This window comes from Spirosoma liriopis (assembly GCF_023196085.1).
Classification (GTDB): domain Bacteria; phylum Bacteroidota; class Bacteroidia; order Cytophagales; family Spirosomataceae; genus Spirosoma; species Spirosoma oryzicola.
In genome coordinates, this window is the sequence record NZ_JALPRF010000001.1 from 102082 (window position 1) to 125954 (window position 23873).

Below are 23873 nucleotides of genomic sequence, written 5' to 3' on the forward strand. Positions count from 1 at the left end.
CAAATGATAAAGAAACGCATGTATCGATACTTGACGCTGGCCGCGCTGATGGGATTTTGGAGCTGTTCTTCGATGGAACAGACCGCTCGGAATACTGGCGAATCGGATGACTTGTATGGCAACTCGGGCGACGCCCCTGTTTACGCCGACAATTCATCGGATGCCTCGTCAGTGGCTCCGTTAACTCCTCGTCAGCAACGGCAACAACAGCGTGCACTCCGTAACGCCAACCCTGACTACAACGATGAACAGCAGGGTTACAACAGTAATACCGACGAGTACTATTCGGAGTTGAGTACTCGTAAAATTAATCGGGGTATTTCAGCCGATCCAGGCTGGGGTGATGCTACGACAAATAGCTACAACTCCGGTTTCGTCAATGGGTATAATGCCGCTTCGACCTCGGCTTATAGCTGGAACCGCTGGGGATTCAACAACACAGGCTTTTACAGTGGTCTGGGTCTAGGAATGGGGATGGGCATGGGTGCCTTTAACATGGGCTTCGGTAGTCCGTTCTATTCACCCTTCTACGGTAACTCGTTTGCGTACAGCCCGTTTGGTTACGGATACTCACCCTTTGGCTACGGCGGTGGCTTTTATGATTCATTCTACAGCCCTTATGCATACGGTTATGGTGGTGGTGGATTTTACAATTCGTTCTACTCACCGTTTGGGTACGGCGGTTACTATGGCGGCTATCCCGCGGTGGTTGTAACGGGTGCCGATCCGTACCGGGCTAACCGGAATTACGTGCGTAGCTCGGGTCGTTCGGCTGGAAACTATGCATCTGGTTTTGTTAACGCTCCTCGCACATACACACCAAACGGCGGTCGCAGCAGTTACGATGGTGGTACGGCCAGTTCGTCAAACCGGTCTAACGATAGCCGCTACTACGCTCGGCCAAGCAACAACAGCCGGGGTACGTATTACTACGACAACAACTCGAGCAACGGTCGGACAGGAAACAACGCAGCTACCCCTGCGGCTCCTTCCTACAACAGCAACAACGAATATTACGCTCGGCCACGGACAAACAGCCGGGGTAGCTATACACCATCCGACGCGAGCGGAGGCCGGGGCAGCTATCAGCAGCCTTCGTACCAAAGCCAGAGCCGGGGTAGCTACCAACAGCCTTCGTATCAAAGTCAGAGCCGGGGCAGCTATCAGCAGCAGCAGCCGAGTTTCCAGCAGTCCCAGCCTAGCTACAGCGCTCCCAGCCGTGGCTTTAGCGCCCCTAGTTCAGGCGGTGGAGGATTCTCCGGTGGTGGCGGTGGTGGTCGCTCAGGTGGCGGTGGACGCGGTCCGCGCTAGTTAAGCGTACATTTTTCTAGATTTTAAAACCCGCCGATAGACAATCGGCGGGTTTTTTCGTTGTTATTATGGCTAATTAAACCACCATTTTTTCATTAATCAGGTTAAACGTTTTACGGCAATGCCACTCTAACACCAAAGTGCCATTCGCCGGTTTAATCGCTTACGCATATGAACACAAAGTTTTTCTTATCAGCCTTTTTTCTGGGTTGCACCGGGTTGGCGTTTGGGCAAGGCCCCGCTGCTGACTACGCTGATGACGCTTTCCGCTTTTCTGATTTTTCTCAAAGCGGTACGGCTCGTTTTCGGGCGTTGGGTGGCAACCACACAGCCCTGGGTGGTGATGCCAGTAACTTATCTGGCAATCCGGCGGGTCTGGCTTTCTACAACCGTTCCGAACTGAATATAAGCCCTTCGTTTAACCTGGTGAACAATCAGAACTCGTTCCTGGGTGGCCAGACAAACAGCAATGGTGGTAAGCTGAACATCGGGCAGTTAGGCGTTATTCTGGCGGGGAGTTCGAACAATTCACGGCGCTGGCGTCGGACGGCTTTCGGAATCGGCTATTCGCAGTCTACTAATTTTTACGACAAAATAGACGCGCGGGGTATCAACCGAAACACAGGCTCGTCACTTGCTCAAACCTATGCAAACAATGCGACGGCGGGCAACTACAGCGAAGCCGAATTAAGTGATGATTATGATCCAGCGTCGAACACGGTTAGCTTCACCGAAGCAGGCGCTTATGGGCTTTTCCTGATAAACCCTACCGACCTCGGCACAAACGGATCGGGACCGCCATACACGGCACTGGGTCGTGACGCCACGAGGGCGAAAGATCAGCGCGCTACCTTGAATCGTTCCGGGACGCATTCGCAGTGGTCGCTTTCCTACGCGGGTAACCTGGATGATAAACTGTACATCGGTGGTTCGATTGCCTTGACCCGTCTTCGTTATTCATCGGAGTACATCTTTCTGGAGACGCCGGTCAACGGGGTGGATATTGCTAATTACAGCCAGACGAATCGGTTCGACGTAACAGGCAATGGGTTCACCGCGACGCTGGGTTTGATTTACAAGATCATCCCTGACTTGCAGATTGGCGCAACCATAATGACTCCAACGTTCAGCAGCGCACGTGAAGTGTTTTCGCAATCGCTGGCGGTTAATCTAGCGCCGGGTTCGGCTATATCCCTGAGAAGACCTAATCAAGTTAATGTCACATCCCCTTACGACAACTTTGATTATTCGCTGCAAACCCCCTTGCGCGCATCGGGTGGTGCCACGTACTTTATTGGCAAGGGAAAGATTGGCTTCATAACAGCATCGGCGGAATACGTTGGCTACGGTGGTTTACGGGTTAGAACATCCTATTTTAACAGCCAGCAGGACAACACGGATTTCAAAAACGACGTAAGACAAGTCGTTCAAAGCAGCTACCAGAATGTTCTGAACCTGCGGGCGGGTGCCGAAATCCGGGCAGGTTTACTTCGGCTACGCGCAGGCGTCGGTTATTTACCCAGCGCTTATAAACTTGATCTGGATCGGGTGGCCAGAGCTGACCGGGATAAACTACTGCTGTCAGCGGGTTTGGGTGTCCGGAATGATCGTTTCTTCGCCGACCTGTCCGGTTCGTATCTGACCTACAATACAGGTTTTACGACTTACCAATTGTCCAATAGCGCTGACACGCCTACGGTGGCGACCAGCAATCGCAACACAAACGTGATGCTTTCGTTTGGCGTATTCTTTTAATAGAGAAAGCGTACAATAAAAAAGCGGTCCAGATCGAAGTTTTGATCTGGACCGCTTTTTTGTTGTTTGTCTTACATCCACATCCCAATACGCCGAAGTACCTCTTCTTCGCTCGTCTCGCCCGAAATGACGATGCTCGCCTGACTGTAGAAAGGTAGCCGATTCGTATACCGCTGCTGCAAGGTGTTGAACAGATCCGGATCGCTTGGATTATTGAGCGGTCGGTCATCGGCAGTATGAGCCAGAATTCGCTTGACCAGGATGTTTACGGGTACGTCCAGAAAAACCGATATTCCCGTTGTGTTGATGTATGCCATGTTTTCGTGAAAGCAGGGCATACCACCACCCGTAGAAACAACCGCACTGTCGCCGGGACGGATGGTTCGTAAAATGCGCCGTTCGGCTTCGCGAAAGTATTCTTCACCCGACTGGGCAAAGATTTCGGGAATAGAGCGTCCTTCATCGCGGACGATCTGCTTATCTGTATCGATAAAGCGGTAATGGAGCGCGTCTGCAACCCGCTTACCCAGCGTGCTCTTGCCCGACGAAGGCATTCCAATCAGGAAAACGTTTTTCATTCATCGAAAGAACAAACGGAAGAAGGCGTAAAAGGACGCGGCAAAACGTTGTCCCTCCACGCCTTCAGTCGTTTACTCATTTTACTTTTTCAATCACTTCCGCAGCATCGGGGGTAGCATTATAGTGCCACTTTCCGCGCACGACGCCATTCTGGAGCAACCACGTTCCCGGATTGGAGCGCATAATTGTTTTCAATACAGTAGCGTCGGCTTTGTAATACGGAACCTTATCAAGCTGAAACTCTTTGCGGAATGCTTTGATCTCGTCGTCGCTGGCAGAGGTCAATATATAGGGCGTGACGTTAGACCCCTGCAACCCCTCAACCAACGACCGAATAGCGGGTAGACTTCCTGCGTCAATATCCTTCGTGTTCTTAACAATGATAAACAGCTTGTTGCCTTCAAAGGTCTGCTGGGTAAAGTCGCCTTCATCGTTCCAGACGCGGTAGTCGGTAATCTTCGGCTTTGCATTTTCATTGACCAGCACCATTTCTTTGAATTTATAGCTCTGGTCCGTGGGGTACTGCTCGAACTCCGAGGTTTTCCCATCTTTTTCCATCACGTATTTGTAACGCAGTGGCTCCGAAGGCTTCATTTGGGTTGGAATGCTTTTGCCGATTGCGTACGGCAGCAAGTCCAATGGTGGCAAGAACGAAATGGCATAGATACCCAAACCTAGCGTCAGGAATGTTGTCAGGGCCACCACCCAGCCAGTTCGGCGGGGCGTAATGCGATTCCGGTGACCGATGATAAACAGGATGAGAATCGTAAGGACAACGTCTTTCCCAAACGAAGTCCAGGGCTTTAATTTGATTGCGTCGCCGAAGCAGCCACAGTCGGTCACGCGGTTAAAGTAAGCCGAATAAAACGTCAGAAACGTAAAAAATACGATCAGAAAAAACAGTAGCCAGGTTGTTAATTTAGGCTTGTAAGACACCAGCAGCGCTACCCCAAGGATGATTTCGGCGGCACAAAACAGCACCGACATCGTTAGTGTAAACGGCACCAAGGCCATAAAGAAATTGTGTAGGAACGGAACGTCCTGCGCGAAGACTTCGAAATACTCTTCGAACTTGATCTGCGTTCCAACGGGGTCGTTTAGCTTGATCAGGCCCGAAAAAATAAAGATGACACCCACCAAAACGCGAGCGATTCGGGCGGCTATCAGCATCGGTGGCGTACCGGTTTTAATTTTGGGTTGCGTGGCTGCTGTGTTCATACCTTCTTGACAGGGTTGCAGGACTGTTTTTTTAGCAACGCCCTGTTTTGTAAATACTAGCTACTAAGAAGTCAGTTTTATCAAACAGAAAACGGCGTAATTGATCATATCCATATAATTGGCTTCAACTCCCTCCGATACCAACGTATTTCCCTGGTTGTCTTCAATTTGCTTGGTGCGCAAAAGCTTCATCAGGATAATATCCGTCATCGAACTCACGCGCATGTCGCGCCAGGCTTCGCCGTAGTCGTGGTTTTTGGCGAACAACAGATCAATAACCCGGCCAATCTGCTCATCGTATAGTTTGTCGAGTTCGTCGGTGGGTATGTCGGTGCGCGAATCGGTCAGCAGATGAAGCTGAATAAGCGCCATTACGCAGTAATTAATGATGCCAACAAATTCGGGTTCAATGCCTTCGCCCACCCGGTTTACGCCCGTTTCCTGCAACGTCCGAATGCGCTGCGCTTTGATGTAAATCTGGTCGGTGATACTTGGCAGTCGTAAAATCCGCCAGGCCGTACCGTAGTCTTTATTTTTTTTCAGGAATAAATCTTTGCAGCGTTGAATGACGTGCCGATATTCGGTTTCCGTATTTTGCATAGTCCTCAGTCAACAGCCAACCGATTCTAGTTTGTTAATGCCGAGCAGCTAACAACCTGAACTGACGACTATCGCCTATTTTTATGCCGAAAGTTACGAAAAAAACCCTGAACTGCCGGGGACGACTTGTGTCATTGGACACGCCTGTCGTGATGGGTATCCTCAATGTCACCCCGGATTCATTTTTTGCCGGTAGCCGGATTTCCCTTGACGAAACTGTTGACGTCGCTCAGAGAATGCTGACCGATGGCGCAACGTTTCTGGACATTGGTGGTTATTCAACCCGCCCCGGTGCCGCCGACATAAGCCCCGTCGAAGAAGCCGATCGAGTTCTGCCCGTTATCGAAGCTATCCTGGACAGCTTTCCCGATGCGTTGATTTCAGTTGATACCTTCCGGTCGTCGGTAGCAAAACAGGCCGTTGAGTCAGGAGCGGTACTTGTCAATGACGTAGCCGGGGGTATACTTGATCCGGCCATGTTTGAAACGGTTGCTGCTTTGGGTGTCCCGTACGTACTAATGCACATGCGAGGTACACCCGCAACCATGCAATCCATGACAACGTACCAGAATCTGGTGACTGACGTGATCGATGAACTAGCCATCCGACTGGCTGAATTACGGTCGTTCGGTCAAAAAGACATTATCATTGACCCCGGATTTGGCTTTGCAAAGACGCCAGCACAAAATTTTTTGCTCCTTAGCAACCTCGATTCGTTACGCCACTTTGATGAGCCTTTACTAGTCGGCTTGTCGCGTAAAACGACCATTTGGAAAACCCTGGATATCAGTGCTGATAAGGCGCTAAATGGCACGACCGTTTTAAACACGGTTGCGCTCACCAGAGGGGCCTCTATCCTACGTGTTCATGACGTTCGGGAGGCCGTCGAAGCCATAAAATTAACCCAACATCTAAAATTTTTTTAGCAGAACTCTTGCGTTAAAAAAAACAAACTCCTACTTTTGCATTCCCAAACGACAACGACCTGTTTGCAGTGAGGGAAATGATTTGGTAGCTCAGCTGGTAGAGCAATACACTTTTAATGTATGGGTCCTGGGTTCGAATCCCAGCCGAATCACAAAAGCCGCTCAATTGAGCGGCTTTTGCTATTTTATAGCTATCGCCTACGGGTGCGCAACTAGCTAGGCGTCCATGCCCATCAGCTACGAATTACATACAAACGTTACCCGCCAATTACTATTCACGTCTCTGCTGAATTCGAACGACTGAGCAAGAAATGCCCCCGTTGGTATAGGCGAATGATGGTCATCCCCCTTTTCTCTTACTGCTCTCTCTTACCATTTGGTAGCCTAGCACAGACGTAATCAATTCTGTGGTCGAGTTACGACTACAGTTCATGAATTTGGGTAGCATAAAGCATGCGCTAAATCTTACCATTTTGCCAGTCTAGAAACCGCATTAGGCTTACTCAAGACCAGGCCTTTATTCGCCATTTTTCGTAGCTCGATTATTTAGAATCAAGCTAAAAACCAATACATATATTCATTTTTTAAGAAAATCTAGAAACGAATTCATAATTAACGCCGTTTACTATTAAATTCTGGCAAAGCTGATTTTTACCAAATTTTTTTAGTAGTATATTGCGTGACTTTGTCACAAACGCCCGTCAACTCGGCTGTCAACTTCGCATTAAATTACCGGCCGGTACGTTAGTTAATTTAGAATTTCCCAATAAAAGCTGCTATTTTTTGTAATTCTGATAATCAGAAGGCTAAAAACGGCAGCATAACCCAACGCTGTTACGACCATGTCTGATCAGGTTGACCAATTCGATGACTACCAGGGACAATCCTGTCTACGTTCATCTAACCAAGGACTATCCAGTCCGGAACTATCTAATCCCGGACCATCCGGTTCGGAACCATCCAGTCCAGGACTCTACCGTTCGGAATTCGAACACGATAACTGTGGCATTGGCTTTGTGGCCCACATTAAAGGCCGGAAGTCACACCAGATCGTGTCTGACGCTCTCCAGATGCTCCGGCGGATGGAACACCGGGGTGCTGTTGGCGCTGAAGCGAATTCGGGCGACGGAGCAGGTTTGTTGATTCAGATTCCACATGAGTTCTTCGTGGACGAAACCCGCAAACTTGGGGTTCATCTCCCACCAGCGCTTGAATACGGCGTCGGTATGGTTTATTTTCCGAAGGATGTCTGGCTCCGCGAAGAATGTCGGGCCATTCTGAACCGGAACATGAAGAAGCTGGGGCTGGAGTTACTCTGTTACCGTGTGGTACCGGTCAACAACAGCGATTTGGGCAATGGTTCGCGCTCTGCCGAGCCGCAAATGGAACAGGTGTTTATCAAACGCCCATCCGATATTACAAACGCTGACGATTTTGAGCGGAAACTTTACATTCTTCGTAACTACAGTACGCGCATCATCAACGAGACTGTTGCCGGAGTCAATCACTTTTACTTTTCGTCGCTGTCCTGCCGTACAGTTACGTACAAAGGTCAGCTGACAACCCTTCAGCTAGAGCCTTACTTTCCGGATCTTCAGCAGGAAGAAGTTGTTTCCGCGTTGGGCGTTGTGCACTCCCGGTTCTCGACCAATACATTCCCATCCTGGAAACTGGCTCAGCCGTTCCGCTACATCGCTCACAACGGCGAGATCAACACGGTACGGGGTAACGTCAACTGGATGAAAGCCGCCGAAGGGTTGCTCGAATCATCGAAGTTTACGAAAGACGAGATGGACATGCTGCTGCCCATCTGCGATCCGAAACAATCCGATTCGGCCAACCTCGACAATGCCATTGAGTTGCTGGTCATGAGCGGGCGGTCACTGCCGCACGTGATGATGATGCTCGTCCCCGAAGCCTGGGATGGCAATGAGCACATGGACCCCGTTCGAAAGGCGTTTTACGAATTCCACGCGGCTTTGATCGAACCCTGGGACGGCCCGGCATCGATCTCGTTTACCGATGGACGCATTGTCGGCGCTACGCTCGACCGTAACGGACTACGCCCTTCCCGGTTCTGGGTTACCAACGACGATGTCGTAATCATGGCATCGGAGGTGGGTGTACTCGACATCGACCCGGCCAAAGTGGTCTCGAAAGGTCGCTTACAACCCGGCAAGATGTTCCTGGTAGATATGGAGCAGGGCCGCATTGTTTCCGACGAGGAAATCAAAGCAGAAATCTCTTCCCGCAAGCCGTACCAACACTGGCTGGACGAAAACAAAATCCGCATCTCGGATCTGGAAGCGCCTATTCGGACGTACCAGAAATACGACCCCGCTAAATTATTGCGGATGCAACAGGCGTTCGGCTTCACGTCGGAAGATCTGCGCATGATTCTGGCCCCGATGGTCGAAACGGGCAAAGAAGCACTCGGTTCGATGGGTACTGACGTACCGCTGGCGATTCTGTCGGAGCAGAGCCAGCACATGAGCCATTACTTCAAGCAGTTGTTCGCGCAGGTGACCAACCCGCCGATTGACTCGATCCGGGAGCGGTCGATCATGTCGCTTATTTCGTTTGTCGGTGCTACCTACAATTTGCTCAGCGAATCGCCGGAACATTGCCGTCAGGTCGAGCTGGATCAGCCGGTATTGACGATTCAAGAGTTCGACAAGCTGCGTTTCATTGACAAGCCGAAGTTCCAGGCCAAGACGTTGAACTGTCTCTTCACGGCTGATGGCAACGGTAAGTCGCTGGAACGCGCCCTTGACCGGATTTGCCGCTACGCCGAAGACGCTATTCAGGACGGTTATTCGATTCTGGTCTTGTCTGACCGGGCTATCGATTCGAGCCACGCTCCGATTCCGTCATTGCTTTCAACGTCGGCCATTCACCACCACCTGATTCGTCAGGGTCTGCGGGGTAAAGTAGGCATTGTTGTCGAAGCGGGCGACGTTTGGGAAACCCACCACGTAGCAACGCTGATTGGCTACGGTGCGTCGGGCGTGAACCCGTACATGGCGTTCGAAACGATTGCCAACATGAAAGAAAAAGGCTTGTTGCAGGTTGACTATGACCTCGATAAGCTTTACAAAAATTACATCAAAGCGGTCAACGGCGAATTGCTCAAAATCTTCTCGAAGATGGGTATTTCAACGTTGCAATCGTACCAGGGGGCCATGATTTTTGAGTGCCTTGGTTTGAATCAGGATGTTGTCAGCCGCTATTTTACGGGTACCGTTTCGCGGATCGGCGGTATGGGCCTGGACGAGATTTCTCGCGAAATTCTGGTTCGCCACTGCCTGGCGTTCCCCGATAAACCAGTAGCGGCTCCTCGCCTGGAAGTTGGTGGAATCTACCAGTGGAAGCAACGGGGCGAAAAGCACATTTTCAACCCCGATACGATCCACCTGTTACAACAGTCGACGCAGAAGAACGATTACTCGCTCTTCAAGAAATATTCAAAGCTCATCAACGATCAGACGCAGAAAGCAATTACGCTGCGTGGTCTGTTGAAGTTCAAGAAGGGATCAGCCGTTCCCCTCGACGAAGTTGAGCCGATTGAAAGCATTTTCAAACGGTTCGCTACGGGTGCCATGTCGTTTGGCTCGATTTCGTGGGAAGCGCACACAACGCTGGCGATTGCCATGAACCGGATCGGCGGCAAAAGCAACTCAGGCGAAGGTGGTGAAGACGAACTCCGCTATAAGCCACTGGCAAACGGCGATAGCATGAACTCGGCTATCAAACAGGTTGCTTCGGGCCGGTTTGGCGTAACAAGTTACTATCTGACGAACGCCCAGGAGTTACAGATCAAGATGGCGCAGGGTGCTAAGCCCGGCGAAGGTGGTCAGTTGCCCGGCTTCAAAGTAGACGACTGGATTGGCCGTACACGCCACTCGACGCCCGGTGTAGGTCTGATTTCGCCCCCACCGCACCACGATATTTATTCGATTGAGGATCTGGCGCAGTTGATTTCTGATCTTAAAAACGCCAACCGGGCCGCCCGGATCAGCGTTAAACTGGTGTCGGAAGCGGGTGTTGGTACGATTGCCGCCGGAGTAGCCAAAGCCCATGCCGATCATATCCTGGTTTCGGGACACGATGGCGGTACGGGTGCTTCTCCCCTGTCGTCGATTCGCCACGCAGGTCTTCCCTGGGAGCTCGGTTTAGCTGAAGCACACCAGACTCTGGTTCGTAACAAGCTGCGGGGCCGGGTAACGGTACAGACCGATGGGCAGATGCGTACCGGTCGCGATCTGGCCGTAGCGGCTCTGCTCGGTGCCGAAGAGTTTGGCGTAGCCACAGCGGCTCTGGTAGCTACGGGCTGCATCATGATGCGGAAATGCCACCTAAACACCTGTCCGGTGGGCGTTGCAACGCAGAATAAAGAGCTTCGTGCCTTATTCACAGGCAAGCCTGAACATGTCGTTAACATGTTTACGTTCCTGGCGATGGAACTCCGCGAGATCATGGCTGAGTTGGGCTTCCGTACCGTCAACGAAATGGTCGGTCAGGCGCAAATGCTTGAACTCCGTGACGATTTACCGCACTGGAAATTCAAAAACATCAACCTCGATGCACTTCTGTACAAAGAGCCAACCAACCTGGATGTGGCACTCTACAAGCAGGAAGAACAGAACCACTACCTGGACGACGTTCTTGACCGCAAGTTTATCGAGGCCGCCAAGCCAGCATTAGAATCAGCGGAATCGGTTTATGCCGAGTTTACGGTGCAGAATATTGACCGTAGCATCGGTACCATGCTATCGAACGAAATCTCGAAGAAGTACGGTGGACCGGGTCTCCCCGAAAGCACGATCCACGCAAAACTGCGGGGTACGGCCGGTCAGAGCTTTGGCGCATTTGCCACGAGCGGTATCAAACTTGAACTGGAAGGCGATGCGAATGACTACTTTGGGAAAGGTCTGTGTGGAGCGCAACTGATTGTTTACCCAGACCGGACCGCTCAGTTCAAACCCGAAGAAAACAGCATCGTCGGTAACGTGTCGTTCTACGGCGCTACTTCAGGTGAAGCGTTTATCCGGGGTATGGCGGGCGAACGGTTCTGTGTTCGTAACTCGGGTGCCAAGGTAGTTGTAGAAGGCGTGGGTGACCACGGTCTGGAATACATGACGGGCGGACTGGTCATCATTCTCGGTCAAACGGGGCGCAACTTTGCCGCTGGTATGTCGGGTGGTGTGGCTTACGTCTACGATCAGGATGGTACGTTTGCGTCGAAGGTCAACCCTGAAATGGTTAGCCTGGAAAGTCTAACAGACGAGGATCAGGGTATTCTGCGGGAGTATATCGACAAGCACTTTCAATACACGACCAGTAATGTAGCGTTAGCGCTCATTCAGGACTGGGGGCAGCAGGTTAGCCGGTTTGTGAAAGTCATGCCAAGCGACTTCCGCAACGCACTGGCGGGTCGGGGTATCTCACTGGCCGAGCAGATTCGGGATAAAAATGTAGTTTATCAAGACATTGTTGTGGATGTGACGCAGGGATAACTGCGAAGTACTATGGGAAAACCTACCGGATTTTTAGAATTCGCCCGTGAATTGCCTAAAAAGCGCGAGCCGCAGCAGCGTATTCACGACTATAAGGAAATTGAAATGCCGTTTTCGGAGCAGGACTCTCAACGGCAGGCAGCCCGCTGCATGGACTGCGGTACCCCATTTTGCCACAGCGGCTGTCCGCTGGGCAATATCATACCGGAGTTTAACGATGCCGTGTATGAGCAGAACTGGGCTTATGCGTACGAGATTCTGAGCACGACGAATAACTTTCCTGAATTTACGGGTCGTATCTGTCCTGCTCCCTGCGAAGCTTCGTGCGTATTGGGTATTAACAAGCCGCCCGTTGCCATCGAGTTTATCGAAAAATCAATTGCTGAAGTGGCTTTCGAGCGTGGTTATATCACACCCAAACCACCGAAGGTTCGGACCGGGAAACAGATCGCGGTTGTTGGATCGGGTCCGGCGGGTTTGGCCGCTGCGGCTCAGCTCAACAAAGCAGGTCACACCGTAACGGTATTCGAGCGCGCCGACCAGATCGGTGGTCTATTGCGCTATGGTATTCCTGATTTCAAACTAGAGAAATGGACTATCGACCGTCGTTTGGCGGTCATGGAAGCCGAAGGTATCACGTTCAAAACCGGCGTTGACGTTGGCGTCGATGTGAAAGCGCAGGATTTGATGGATCAGTTCGATCTGGTTATGTTGACTGGCGGTTCAACCGTTCCGCGCGATCTACCTATTCCGGGCCGTGATCTGAAAGGCGTTTATCCAGCAATGGAATTCCTTAGCCAGCAAAACAAGCGTAACGCCAGCCTACCTGTACAAGTCGACCACCGGGGCGTTCCTTATGCCGATGGCGAACTGTTAGCAACGGATAAAAACGTCGTTGTTATTGGTGGTGGCGACACAGGTTCTGACTGTGTGGGTACATCTAACCGCCACGGAGCAGCCAGCATTACTCAAATCGAGTTAATGCCTATGCCACCGAAAGAGCGCGCTACCAGCACACCCTGGCCCAACTGGCCAATGATGCTTCGCACCAGCACTTCGCACGAGGAAGGTTGCGAACGCTACTGGTCGATCAACACAAAGGCGTTCATCGGTGATGAAAACGGCAATCTGAAAGCTTTACGTCTGGTCGATCTGGAATGGAAAAACGAAAACGGACGGATGCAGATGGTTGAACAGCCCGGCTCTGAGCGTGACATCCCCTGCGAGTTGGCTTTGCTGGCGGCTGGTTTCCTGCATCCCCAGCACAACGGTTTGCTGGACGATCTGGGTGTTGAATACGATGAGCGGGGTAACGTAAAAGCAACCAATTATCAGACGACGACCAATCCGAGAGTGTTCACAGCGGGCGATATGCGCCGGGGTCAGTCGCTGGTCGTATGGGCTATTTCTGAAGGACGGGAAGCCGCTCGCGCTGCTGACTGTTACCTGATGGGCGAAACCCTGTTGGAAGGCAAAACCGTTTCTCTGTTGGCCGAAGTATAAAATACGAGAAAAGTCCTACAAGAAAGGCCCCTGGTTTCGATCAGGGGCCTTTCGTTTTTATTTCTCAGCAATTACTTCAACCTCAACCAAGACCTCGTCACGGGCAATTTTGGGTATGCTTTTAATCTCGGCAATGCTTGGCGCTCCCTGCGTGAAGAACGTAGCGCCAACGCTATTGACCTGCTGTGATACAGCCGAATTGACCTGCGTGGTCGTTCCTTTGACGTGGTAGGTTACCTGTTTCACGTCACGCAACGTTAACCCAACGGTTCCTAAAGCAGTCTTGATGTTTTCGAAAACCTGCTGCGTCTGCGTCGTCAGATCGCCGGGACCAACCAGCTCGCCATTGGCGTTAAAAGGACGCTGGTTACTGACGTATACTTGCCTTCCCGACACGCCTGTTTCTACTTTGTACAGATAGCCGGTAGGCTGTTTGGGCTCGGTTTGCGCCTGCACGAAGGAGGTTGTAAGTGCGCAAAACAGAATTGCTAGACAGTGTTTCATCAAGGTATAGTTGGTTTTAAAGCATAACAGGTTCTTCCTTTTCATCGAAGAAAAGGTAATTCAAAAAATCGATGTACGGCTTGATGATACGGCAACCGCGTACAACTTCTTCCGCAAAATTGGCTTTCATTACTTCCTTGTCGGTGTACCGATGGACGAAAAATAACTCTTTACGGCGTAGTAAGTCGATTTCGGGGTGATCAGCCGAATAACCCTTGGGCATCACTTTCAACACTTCGCCGTGTATTTCCGGGAAGTAAGCTTTGAACTCGTCGGCTTCAATGATCTGCTTCAGCTCGTCAACATTATAATCGACCTCCTGACGAAATTTGGCCAGATTAGCTGGTGTCGGCTGCCACATACCTGCTCCTAGAAATGACTGGTTACCTGGCTGAATTTGTACATAATAATCGATTCGGCCTGAGTGCCGACCACCGGGACCAATGGCAAACGCCATGTTGGATTTGTACGGTGCTTTATCTTTAGAGAAGCGAATGTCGCGGTTGATCCGAAAAATGCAATCCTTAACGGCGGTGTTAGCCAAGGGCTCAAACGAGCTTAAATCCGTCAGCACCTGCTGTACAACCCCGCACAATTCATTTTTAGCTGCATCGTAGCGAGCGCGGTTTGTCTGAAACCATTCGCGATTATTGTTTTGAACGAGATCGCGCAGAAAGTCAAAGGTCGGTTTGGTAATGACCGCGTTTGAAGATGATTTTGTTGCCATAACTAACCAAAGATAAACAATTGTAGGCAACATTAATGAATAGACAGTACGGTTTCCGGCGAAAATTTATGGATCGACACCGTACAAAAATGATCGTACTTAATCCGAGAAAGTTACTTTTTGTTTCGATTGCTACACACCTTAAACGCTTACAGCACCAGAACGACAGGCGCTTCTAGGTAACTTGGTATGCGTTGCTTCATTCCACCTAATACAGTGAATAATAGATTGATAACCAGCTTGACTACCAGCGATGATTCCCGTAAATTCGGTTAGTTCTCACTAAACCGCTTACGACAATGAATCTGTTACATCGCATCGAGCACTGGGGCGACACGCATCACCCCGCCTGGACAGACGCCCTTCGTATTATGCTGGGTATTGTTCTGGTTCTGAAAGGAATCAGTTTCATTAGTGACACTACGTATCTGACGCAACTGGTTGGTGGTCTGCACTTCGATTTATGGTCTGTGATGGCCGTACATTACGTCGCGTTCGCGCATTTGATGGGCGGATTCCTGATACTGGTCGGCTGTATGACCCGATTGATGGTACTGTTTCAGTTGCCCATTCTGATCGGTGCTGTCTTTTTCGTCAACATCAGCCGGGGCTTTTCGGCATTAAATTCTGAACTCTGGCTTTCGCTGATTGTCCTGACGCTCTTGTTGTTATTTCTGGTTATCGGTTCAGGTCGGTTTTCGGTCGATGAGTATCTGAAACAAAATGCCCGCTGACCAGTTAAACTCCCATTACTCAACTAACAATGTTATGGCAGACAAGACCCTCGAAAAAGTCGAAGAGGAATACAAAGATCAGCGAATCACTGGTAACCAGGATAACGGTACCGCACATGGTTCGAAAGGCAATGGCCGGAGTTCAACATCGCACAAGAGCGCGAAGCATTCCAAAGGAGGAAGCAGCGCAGGACACGCTAGTGGTGGTAGCAAAGGCGGGCATAGCAACTAGACCATAAAATCGTTTCTGCTATGAACCTGTTCGTTAAATACTACTCTCCGCAGAGTGGCGGTGGCAATAGCCACAAGAATCAGAAGGAAGAAGGCAAAGCGGGGAAAGATGGCAGCCATCAGCGCTCAACCAAAAAGACGACGGAGAAAAACGATCCCGACAAAGTTGAGCAGACAAAAAGTAACGCGAATAGTGTCGATTAATAGCTGAGAAGGCCCGTCCATGACGGGCCTTCTTTGTTAAAAGATATAGCGGATCTGACACCAAGGAATTTCATCCTGAACCAGTCGCTCAAACACAGCGATCATCTTACTCTTTAGCTGGTGGTCGTAGCGAATGTTCCAACCACCGTATTGACTAACCTTGCTTTCCTGCAATTCGGGTACCCATAACAATTCCTCCGCTTTCGGATTAATTGCCAGATTGGCTTGGTGCTGCACTTGGTTGTGTGTCAGGAAAATCACTTCGCATTTGAGCTGCTCCCTAACTTCGGGCCGTAACGCGGAATCGAGTTGACGAAACAACTCCCGATAATCATTTCGCCACTCTTTACCACCGTAAACGATAACCGGCGAAAAATTGACGTGCACTTCATAACCAGCATCGTAAAAATCGTTGATAGCAGCAATGCGCTTTTCAATACTGTCGGTTCGAACATCGACCAGCTTGCTTACATGCGGTGGCAGGAGACTAAACCGAATGCGTACTTTACGCTTCGGATCGAATGTAAGCATGTCTCGATTGACAAACTTCGTCGCAAATGTTGCTTTGGCACGCGGGTGATCACGGTAAAAGGCCAACACCTGTTGTACACCATCCGACAAACTATAGTCGAGAGAAATGTCCGAATTACAGCCAATATCGTAGGTATAGTAATCAGGATCGGTTTGGTTCGCGGCCTTCGGCCAAGGCTGGCTCATCACGTGCTTATCAACCGTTGCCATAATCTCGTCAACGTTGGTGAACAGCGTTATCGGATTTACTTTCTTGTGGCGGTCAACATAACAATAGGCACAAGCGCCAAAACACCCGTTTGCCAGACTCGGCGCGATAAAATCCGAGCTTCGACCGCTCCACTTGATATCTTGTGACTTGAGCTTTCCCAGCACCAGCACGTCCGACTTAACCTTGAAGTGGTTCATTCCCAGTTCGGGCAGACGATTATGCTGCTTTATTTCAAGCGTCTCAGCCTGAGGAAACTGAGCCAGCACAGCTTCTCCCTGCTGGTTCATTGCATCGGCTGTATACAAGATAACACTTGGCTGAAAATCAGGCATAAAAGGGTCGTTGTGTTAGTACATTAATAACATCGTAAAGCATTAGATGGTTCAGCATTCTTCTCGGATAAATAATTCACTTACAGACAGTTATGATAATAAAAATTAACTTCTACGACCGAGATCACAGCGACAACGTAAAAAAGTATATGGGCAGATTATGACGCATTTTTCGACATTATCATCAACAAAACCGATTACGATTTTTGACAAAACGTAGGCACTAATACCCGTAAACATTAGGTACAGACGGGTATAACCACCATAAAAAGAGCTGCTCATACGGAATTGAAACACAAAGAATCTTGGCGAATGCCAAGATTCTTTGTGTTTATCCAGCCCATTTTTGTGCGTCAAATCACAAATACTATGAAAAAACAAGCTCTTTTAAACCGTATTTCGCAAGGATTCATCCTGTTATCCGCAATTGCTCTTTTATCCGTCAGTGTCATGGCCTTCTCAAATCCGCAGTCAGTAATGGATTTGGTACGTGTTCAGTTGACGAATACCGATGCTTTTAGTTCAATCCGTGGTGTTTACGGCGGAGTGGGCCTTACGCTATTTATCAGCCTGCTTTATCTGATGGTTAACGACACCCGAAAAGGGCTGGCCTTTTTAAGTCTGCTGTGGGGCTTTTACGCCTTGTCACGTACAGTCACCATTTTTAGCGAAGGAGCACTCGGCGACTTTGGCAAGCAGTGGTTAATCACCGAATCGGCCTTATGCTTGGTAGCGGTTGTTCTGCTTGTCACAAACCGCAGAACACCAGTTCTTAACTAAACCGTTCTAAAATAAAATCGCCCGTTTAGTGTTAGTAGATCAACACTAAACGGGCGATTTTATTTTTACTACGCTCTAGGCGTTACGCTTATTCTCTTCATGACCGTTTCCGTTAGCGGGAACGGGTTGTGGAGCGGGATGACCGTGAGCATCGGAATGCTCATCTTTTTTGGCGTTCTTTTTCAGTTCTTCCAGCCCTTTCTTACCATAAGCCAGTCGCGTAATACCAACGTACAGTACCGGCACGACAAAGATAGCCAGCGACGTAGCGGCTAACATACCGCCCAGTACCGTCCGGCCAATGGTAGCACGCGCAACACCCCCTGCCCCGCTGGCAATAGCAAGCGGAAATACGCCTAAGATAAATGCCAGCGATGTCATCAGGATTGGGCGAAGCCGTAGCCGCACCGCTTCGATAGTCGACTCTAACAAGTCTTCGCCTTTATCGACGCGCTCTTTGGCAAACTCCACAATCAGGATAGCGTTTTTAGCCGCTAAACCGATCAGCGTAATTAAACCGATCTGCGCATACACGTTGTTGTTTAGATACGGGAACAGAATCAAGGCCAGGATAGCTCCAAACGCACCGATTGGAACCGACAATAGTACGGAGAACGGAACCGACCAGCTTTCGTACAGAGCCGCCAGGAACAGGAAGACGAACCCGACCGATAGCATAAAGATGTAGATCGAACTGCTGCCCGCGTTAATTTCTTCACGGCTTAACCCACCAAAATCATAGGCATATCCAGCAGGAAGAACTTTAGCCGCCACTTCGCGCAAGGCATCGTTGGCCTGACTACTACTAAAGCCCGGCTTGGACGCGCCGTTCAACTCTACCGATCGGAACAGGTTGAAGTGCGAAATCAAGGGTGCATTTTCAATCACACTGGTTGTGATGACGGCACTGATAGGAACCAGTTGCCCACCCTGGTTTCGAACGTAATACTGACCCAGGTTCTTAACATCAGCCCGGTACATGGTATCGGCCTGAGCAACAACCCGGAATTTACGACCGTAAATAATAAAATCGTTCACGTACTGGCTACCCAGGAACGTCTGCATCGTCCGATACACATCGCTCACCGCAATGCCCAGCTTTTTACACTTATCACGATCTACGTCGACGCGGTAGGCTGGACTTTTGGCCGTGAAATACGTAAACGCACGACCGATTTCGGGCCGTTTGTTGGCTTCGGCCAAGAAGTTCTGCACGACGTTGTCGAAGGCACGAACGTCGTCATTACTTTCACGCTGCTGTATCTCGAACGTGAAACCTGATGACTGACCAAGACCCGGAATGGCTGGTGGCTGCAACACCTGAGGACGCGCGTCGTTCAAGCTCGACAGCGCCTTTTGTAAGCGAACGACCAGCGAATCGGCCTGCATGTTTCGTTCTTTACGTTCTTCCCAAGGCTTAAGCTGCATAAACACCGTGCCGCTGTTTGACTTGGAAGCGAACGTAACGGCGTTCAATCCCCCCAAGGCGGCAAAGTGATTGACATAAGGCTCTTTTTTAAGGATAGCCATTATTTTGTTGAGTACTTCCAGGCTTCGGGTCGTAGAAGCTGCTTCCGGAATCTCGTAAGTGACAATCAGTCGTCCTTCATCTTCAGTCGGAATAAAGCCTGTTGGTTTCGACCGGAACATCAGCCCCGTTCCGATGTACAGGACAATTAACCCAACGATTACTAACGGGGTCGCTTTGATAAGCCGCTGTACAGCGTTCGAATACGAATTGGTTACCCGCTCGAACCACTGGTTAAACTTGTAGAAAAACTTGTTCAGGCCCGTTGCGTTCTCGTCAATGTGCATCGGACGAAGCAGCAGCGTACACAGCGCGGGAGTCAGTGACAAAGCAACGAACGCTGAAATCAATACCGAAACGGCAATGGTGATTGCGAACTGCTGATAAAGTCGCCCAACAATACCCGGAATAAAACCAACCGGTACAAACACAGCCGCCAGAATCAAGGCAATGGCAATTACCGGTGCCGAAATCTCACGCATGGCTTCTACGGTAGCCTCCTTGGGCGACATTCCCTTATCGATGTTCACCTGTACGGCCTCCACCACCACAATGGCGTCATCGACCACAATACCGATAGCGAGTACAAAGGCAAAAAGCGTCAGCGTGTTGATCGTAAAGCCGAGAGGTACAAACAAAGCAAACGTACCAATGATAGACACTGGAATAGCCAGCAGGGTGATGAGCGTAGCCCGCCAGCTTTGTAAGAACAGGAATACAACCAGTATAACCAGTACAAGGGCTTCGAGCAGCGTCTCGACTACTTCCGAAATAGACACCTGAATAACCGACACAGATTCGAACGGCACGACGTATTCAATGTCTTTCGGGAACGTCTTTTTCAGGTTGTCCATGGCGGCATAGACCCCCTTGGCCGTTTCCAGAGCGTTACTGCCGGGCAACTGATACACCAGCAAGTAAGACGCCCGATTGCCATCCACGAATGAGTTACTGGCGTACGAAAACTTACCCAGCTGCACCCGCGCTACGTCTTTCAGATAAACCAGCGAACCTCGTGCGGGATCACTACGAACAATGATATTTTCGAACTCGCTTTCTTTGCTGAGTCGACTGTTGGTGAAAACTGTGTACTCGAAAGCCTGTGAACCGGGCTGAGGTGGAGCCCCTACCGAACCACCGGCTACCTGCAAGTTCTGCTCCTGCAAAGCCCCTACGACATCGGTAGGTGTCAGACCAAGCTGCGCCAAACGGTCGGGCTTAAGCCAGATCCGCATACTAAAATCGTCGGCCCGGCTGAAAATATCGCCCACCCCCGGCACCCGCAGGAGCGCATCACGAATGTAAATGTTCGTATAGTTATCCAGGAACGAAACGTTGTGCGTACCTTTTGGCGAATACATAGCGACCAGCATAAACAGCGACGGGTTCCGTTTCCGAACCACGACACCCAGACGCGTCACTTCTTCCGGCAATTGTGGCTGGGCGATACCCACGCGGTTTTGCACATCGAGAGCGGCAATGTTTACGTCCGTACCGACTTTGAACGTTACGTTCATCGTCATCCGACCATCGTTGGTGGCATTGGTCTGTACATAATCCATGCCCGGCGTACCGTTGACCTGCGTTTCGATGGGGGTCGCTACGGTCTGTTCAACCGTCTGCGCATCAGCCCCGGTATAGTTTCCCGTTACCTGCACGACTGGCGGTGTAATATCAGGATACTGGCTGACTGGTAAGCTCAACAAGGCCAGTACCCCCAACGCTATAATAACGACGGATGTGACGATGGCCGTTACCGGTCGATTAATGAATATTTCTGCAAACATAACTTATTGAGTAGTTGAACAGATAAGCGAATGAACAAGCCTGATTTCGTCGGTGCTCGCTCATTCGCTCATCTTTCTTTATTTTGAGGCCGACTGATTCGTACTTGAACTTGGAGCTGAACTTCCACCCTGACCGGGCGGGGTTACTTTAACGACAGCGCCCTCGCGTACTTTTTGCGTTCCTTCGGTCACAATCGTTTCTCCTTCATTAATCCCATTTCGAACGACCACTTTATCATTGATACGCGGCCCGAGCGTTATCTTTTTCTGAGTTACCTTACTGCTGTCGCCCACTACCCAGACAAAGTATTCGCTCATCTGCTCGGTTACTGCCTGGTAAGGAATCAGTATCTGTGGCTGCCCGGTGCTGTTCTTGACCCGGACATTAGCCGCCAAACCAACTTTCAGCTGTTTGTTCGGGTTTGGAAAAGCGATTCGAATGCGAAGCGTACCCGTTTGCGGATCGACAGCGCGGTCAACAATCCGGATTGTACCGGGATACGGATACCGGCTGCCATTGGGCAACATCAGGATAAACGTGGAGTCACGGGCGGCTGTCTTCTGACTTTGAAGTTGCAGAAAACGAGGTATTTCAGATTCGTCAACCTGCACATCAGCCGCAATTGGATCATCGGAGGAGATGGTGTTCAACGGAGTCGAACCTGGCGCAACAGCCGCGCCAAGCCGCACTTGCGAGATACCAATGGTTCCGTCCAGTGGCGCGTAGATCGTCGTATATTTTAGATTGGTAGCCACCTGCTGAATGCTGGCCTGCGCGGCTGCTACCTGCATTTTCGTAGCTTCCAGACTGGCATTGGCATTATCGACCAGTTGTTTGGCAACAGCGTCCTGCTGCGCCAGCGTGTTGTACCGGTCGGCATCTTTCTGGGCACGGTTCAGGTTTGCTTTCTGCACGTTCAGGTTTGCTACTGCCTGATCGTAACTCGCCCGGTATTGCTGTGGGTCAATGGTGTACAGCTTCTGGCCTTTCCGAACGCGCTGTCCATCCTGAAAGAAAATACCCGTGATATTTCCCGCAACCTGCGGCTGGATATCAACGACTACTAGGCCCGTTACCGTCGCCGGAAATTCGTCGTAGTAGGTGGCACTTCCTTTAGCTACTTTAACGGCAGTCACAGCCGTCGGCGGTGGAGGGGCCTGCTGCTGATCATTTTTGTTACCGCCACAGGAAGCCAGTACGATACTTCCGGCTACAATAAGTACATGACTATAAAATTTCATATGTGTAATTACCTGAGACTCGATAAGGATTTTGTTAACAACGAAAGCCCTGTTCTAGTGAATCAGCCATCGTCTTATTCTGGTGTACTCGTGATTTATTGACTGGTACAAAGCCAACACGCTCATACTTATGGTTGAAACCGAATAGCGCCTAAAGCCTGCTGGACATCGAGTTTGCTCACGATCGTCTGATACAACGCGTTAAATACATTCAACCGCGCCGTCCGAAGGTCAGCTTCAGCAATCGTAACGTCCAGATACGTTTTTATACCGGACCGATATTGCAGGTTGATAATTCGATAGACATCCTCGGCCAGCAACTGATTCTCGCGTAGCGCCAGATAGTTAGCTAAATTACCCTTATACGTCGCTAATGATTGCGCGTATTCAGCGTCAACAGCGCTCGTCAGGGCCGCCAGATCCCAGTTCAGCCGCTGCACCTGTAACTCCGAAATCCGCAACTGCTGAATTCGCCTGCCCCCCTGAAAAATAGGTAGTGCTACGGCAAGCCCAATCAACGAGTTGGGAAACGTCTGTGAATAAAGTTGTCCGAAAGCGTTGTTTTGGTAGAGCAGGTTGTAGTTGGCAAATGCGCCGACCGTCGGTAGAAAAGCCAGGCGGTTGTACCGAACATTAGCCGTTAACAAACGTCCCTGCGTCTGTAACAACTGATACTCAATGCGGTCCTGTGGATTGACCAGTTGTAATGTATCCAAGGCAACTTCATTGGCGAGTTGCAGCGTATCGTATGTAACGCTCAGCTGGACATTGGGCGGATAGCCCATAAGCTGCTTTAGAACCTGGTATTTTGACCCAATCAGATCACTGAACTGCTTTCGCTGAGCGAGTGAGTTATTAAGCGCTATTCTGGCCCGCTGCGGGTCGGTCTTGTCAACGATACCACCCTGATACTGATTCGTTGCGTCCTGCAAGCTACGCTGTAACCGCGTAATATCTTCGCTCAGAATATCGACCTGCCGCTGCGTCAGGATCAAATCGTAGAAGGCTTTGCTGACATTCACGACCACATTAATCTTGTTGTTTACCGTGGTCTGAGCCGCCTGAAGCCGGTAGGCATCGGCGGTTTGACTAGCCAACAGTAAATCTCGATTGAAAATACTCTGCGTCACGGAGAATGACACCGTAGATGTGTTCTGCGCCCCCAGCGCTGTGGGAACACGTTCGCCGGTAACCGGATTGGGAATGAGCGTGACCGGAAGCTTCAGGAAATGCTGTAAATTGTATCCAGCCGCTATTTGTGGATACCAGGCGGCCAGTGAGCTTTGCACGGTTCGCTCGGCTACTTCCTGGTCAATGATAGACTGCCGAACTATCGGCTGATGGGTCAAAGCATACTGGATGCAGTCCGGAAGATAAGCCTGTTTTGCTAGTGAATCGGTGGTTTTCTGAGCCTGAACACTAAAAGGTAAAAAACAGCCAATACTTAAGAGGAAGCTAATAAAACTAGTTTTCATAACATAACGAAAGGCAACAAAGCCGTTTCTGGTAGATAGTCAACGGCGTGTACTATCTACAACCCGTTACAAGTATCGTTTTGTTCGCTTATAATGTAAAATATAAGAAAGCTTTAATCGTCCGTTTGCCAAACCCGTTTGATCACTGTAATTTCGGGACCTTATCAGTATAGTAATAC

18 protein-coding genes and 1 tRNA gene are annotated in these 23873 nt (G+C 50.1%); 10 read left to right on the plus strand and 9 right to left on the minus strand.

Features of this window, described 5'->3' with window-relative positions; genetic code table 11:
• Positions 1-3: 3 nt before the first annotated feature.
• Complete coding sequence (locus tag M0L20_RS00470) at positions 4-1311, plus strand: hypothetical protein (protein ID WP_248475171.1); 1308 nt, start codon at positions 4-6, stop codon at positions 1309-1311.
• 171 nt (positions 1312-1482) lie between these two features.
• A complete protein-coding gene (locus M0L20_RS00475; RefSeq protein ID WP_248475172.1) occupies positions 1483-3066 on the plus strand; it encodes a porin family protein in 1584 nt (527 codons plus the stop codon).
• Between the two features lie 71 nt (positions 3067-3137).
• Here M0L20_RS00475 and M0L20_RS00480 read toward each other — a convergent pair whose 3' ends face one another.
• From M0L20_RS00480 to M0L20_RS00490, 3 genes are all read right to left on the minus strand, one after another.
• Positions 3138-3644 carry a shikimate kinase gene (locus M0L20_RS00480; RefSeq protein WP_248475173.1) on the minus strand — a complete coding sequence of 169 codons (507 nt, stop codon included), beginning with the start codon at positions 3642-3644 and terminating at the stop codon, positions 3138-3140.
• Between the two features lie 76 nt (positions 3645-3720).
• The gene (locus M0L20_RS00485) at positions 3721-4863 is read right to left on the minus strand and encodes a BT_3928 family protein (RefSeq protein WP_248475174.1); all 1143 of its coding nucleotides are present in this window, start codon (positions 4861-4863) and stop codon (positions 3721-3723) included.
• Positions 4864-4926: 63 nt separating this feature from the next.
• On the minus strand, positions 4927-5463 hold the full coding sequence (locus tag M0L20_RS00490) for a DUF1599 domain-containing protein (protein WP_248475175.1): 537 nt from the start codon (positions 5461-5463) through the stop codon (positions 4927-4929).
• Positions 5464-5546: 83 nt separating this feature from the next.
• Here M0L20_RS00490 and folP point away from each other — a divergent pair, with 83 nt between their 5' ends.
• The 4 genes from folP to M0L20_RS00510 all read left to right on the plus strand — a co-directional run bounded on the left by folP (position 5547) and on the right by M0L20_RS00510 (position 13408).
• Positions 5547-6389 (plus strand): dihydropteroate synthase, encoded by an 843-nt coding sequence (gene folP, locus M0L20_RS00495; RefSeq protein ID WP_248475176.1) that lies wholly within the window; start codon positions 5547-5549, stop codon positions 6387-6389.
• 79 nt (positions 6390-6468) lie between these two features.
• Positions 6469-6541: transfer RNA gene (locus M0L20_RS00500), tRNA-Lys, on the plus strand.
• 690 nt (positions 6542-7231) lie between these two features.
• On the plus strand, positions 7232-11905 hold the full coding sequence (gltB, locus tag M0L20_RS00505) for a glutamate synthase large subunit (protein ID WP_248475177.1): 4674 nt from the start codon (positions 7232-7234) through the stop codon (positions 11903-11905).
• A gap of 12 nt (positions 11906-11917) precedes the next feature.
• Entirely contained in the window at positions 11918-13408 is a 1491-nt protein-coding gene (locus M0L20_RS00510; RefSeq protein WP_232558871.1) for a glutamate synthase subunit beta, read from the plus strand.
• 57 nt (positions 13409-13465) lie between these two features.
• On the opposite strand, the gene M0L20_RS00515 is transcribed toward M0L20_RS00510, so the two are convergent.
• On the minus strand, positions 13466-13912 hold the full coding sequence (locus M0L20_RS00515; RefSeq protein ID WP_248475178.1) for a RidA family protein: 447 nt from the start codon (positions 13910-13912) through the stop codon (positions 13466-13468).
• A gap of 16 nt (positions 13913-13928) precedes the next feature.
• Positions 13929-14639: a DUF2461 domain-containing protein gene (locus M0L20_RS00520; protein WP_232558873.1), complete on the minus strand. Its 711-nt coding sequence runs from the start codon at positions 14637-14639 to the stop codon at positions 13929-13931.
• A gap of 299 nt (positions 14640-14938) precedes the next feature.
• Between M0L20_RS00520 and M0L20_RS00525 the strand changes: the two genes are divergently transcribed.
• Genes M0L20_RS00525 through M0L20_RS00535 form a run of 3 tightly spaced genes read left to right on the plus strand, consistent with a single transcriptional unit; the run spans position 14939 to position 15808 of the window.
• A complete protein-coding gene (locus M0L20_RS00525) occupies positions 14939-15373 on the plus strand; it encodes a DoxX family protein (protein WP_248475179.1) in 435 nt (144 codons plus the stop codon).
• 34 nt (positions 15374-15407) lie between these two features.
• Entirely contained in the window at positions 15408-15605 is a 198-nt protein-coding gene (locus M0L20_RS00530) for a hypothetical protein (RefSeq protein WP_232558875.1), read from the plus strand.
• 20 nt (positions 15606-15625) lie between these two features.
• Entirely contained in the window at positions 15626-15808 is a 183-nt protein-coding gene (locus M0L20_RS00535) for a hypothetical protein (RefSeq protein ID WP_248475180.1), read from the plus strand.
• Positions 15809-15844: 36 nt separating this feature from the next.
• On the opposite strand, the gene M0L20_RS00540 is transcribed toward M0L20_RS00535, so the two are convergent.
• Positions 15845-16882: a spore photoproduct lyase family protein gene (locus M0L20_RS00540; protein ID WP_248475181.1), complete on the minus strand. Its 1038-nt coding sequence runs from the start codon at positions 16880-16882 to the stop codon at positions 15845-15847.
• Between the two features lie 369 nt (positions 16883-17251).
• Between M0L20_RS00540 and M0L20_RS00545 the strand changes: the two genes are divergently transcribed.
• Complete coding sequence (locus tag M0L20_RS00545; protein ID WP_248475182.1) at positions 17252-17662, plus strand: DUF4345 domain-containing protein; 411 nt, start codon at positions 17252-17254, stop codon at positions 17660-17662.
• 75 nt (positions 17663-17737) lie between these two features.
• On the opposite strand, the gene M0L20_RS00550 is transcribed toward M0L20_RS00545, so the two are convergent.
• The 3 genes from M0L20_RS00550 to M0L20_RS00560 form a co-directional block, all read right to left on the minus strand.
• Positions 17738-20977 carry an efflux RND transporter permease subunit gene (locus M0L20_RS00550; protein WP_232558879.1) on the minus strand — a complete coding sequence of 1080 codons (3240 nt, stop codon included), beginning with the start codon at positions 20975-20977 and terminating at the stop codon, positions 17738-17740.
• A 78-nt stretch (positions 20978-21055) separates the two neighbouring features.
• Positions 21056-22219 (minus strand): efflux RND transporter periplasmic adaptor subunit, encoded by a 1164-nt coding sequence (locus M0L20_RS00555; RefSeq protein WP_232558880.1) that lies wholly within the window; start codon positions 22217-22219, stop codon positions 21056-21058.
• A 128-nt stretch (positions 22220-22347) separates the two neighbouring features.
• Positions 22348-23694 (minus strand): TolC family protein, encoded by a 1347-nt coding sequence (locus M0L20_RS00560; protein WP_248475183.1) that lies wholly within the window; start codon positions 23692-23694, stop codon positions 22348-22350.
• Between the last annotated feature and the right edge of the window lie 179 nt (positions 23695-23873).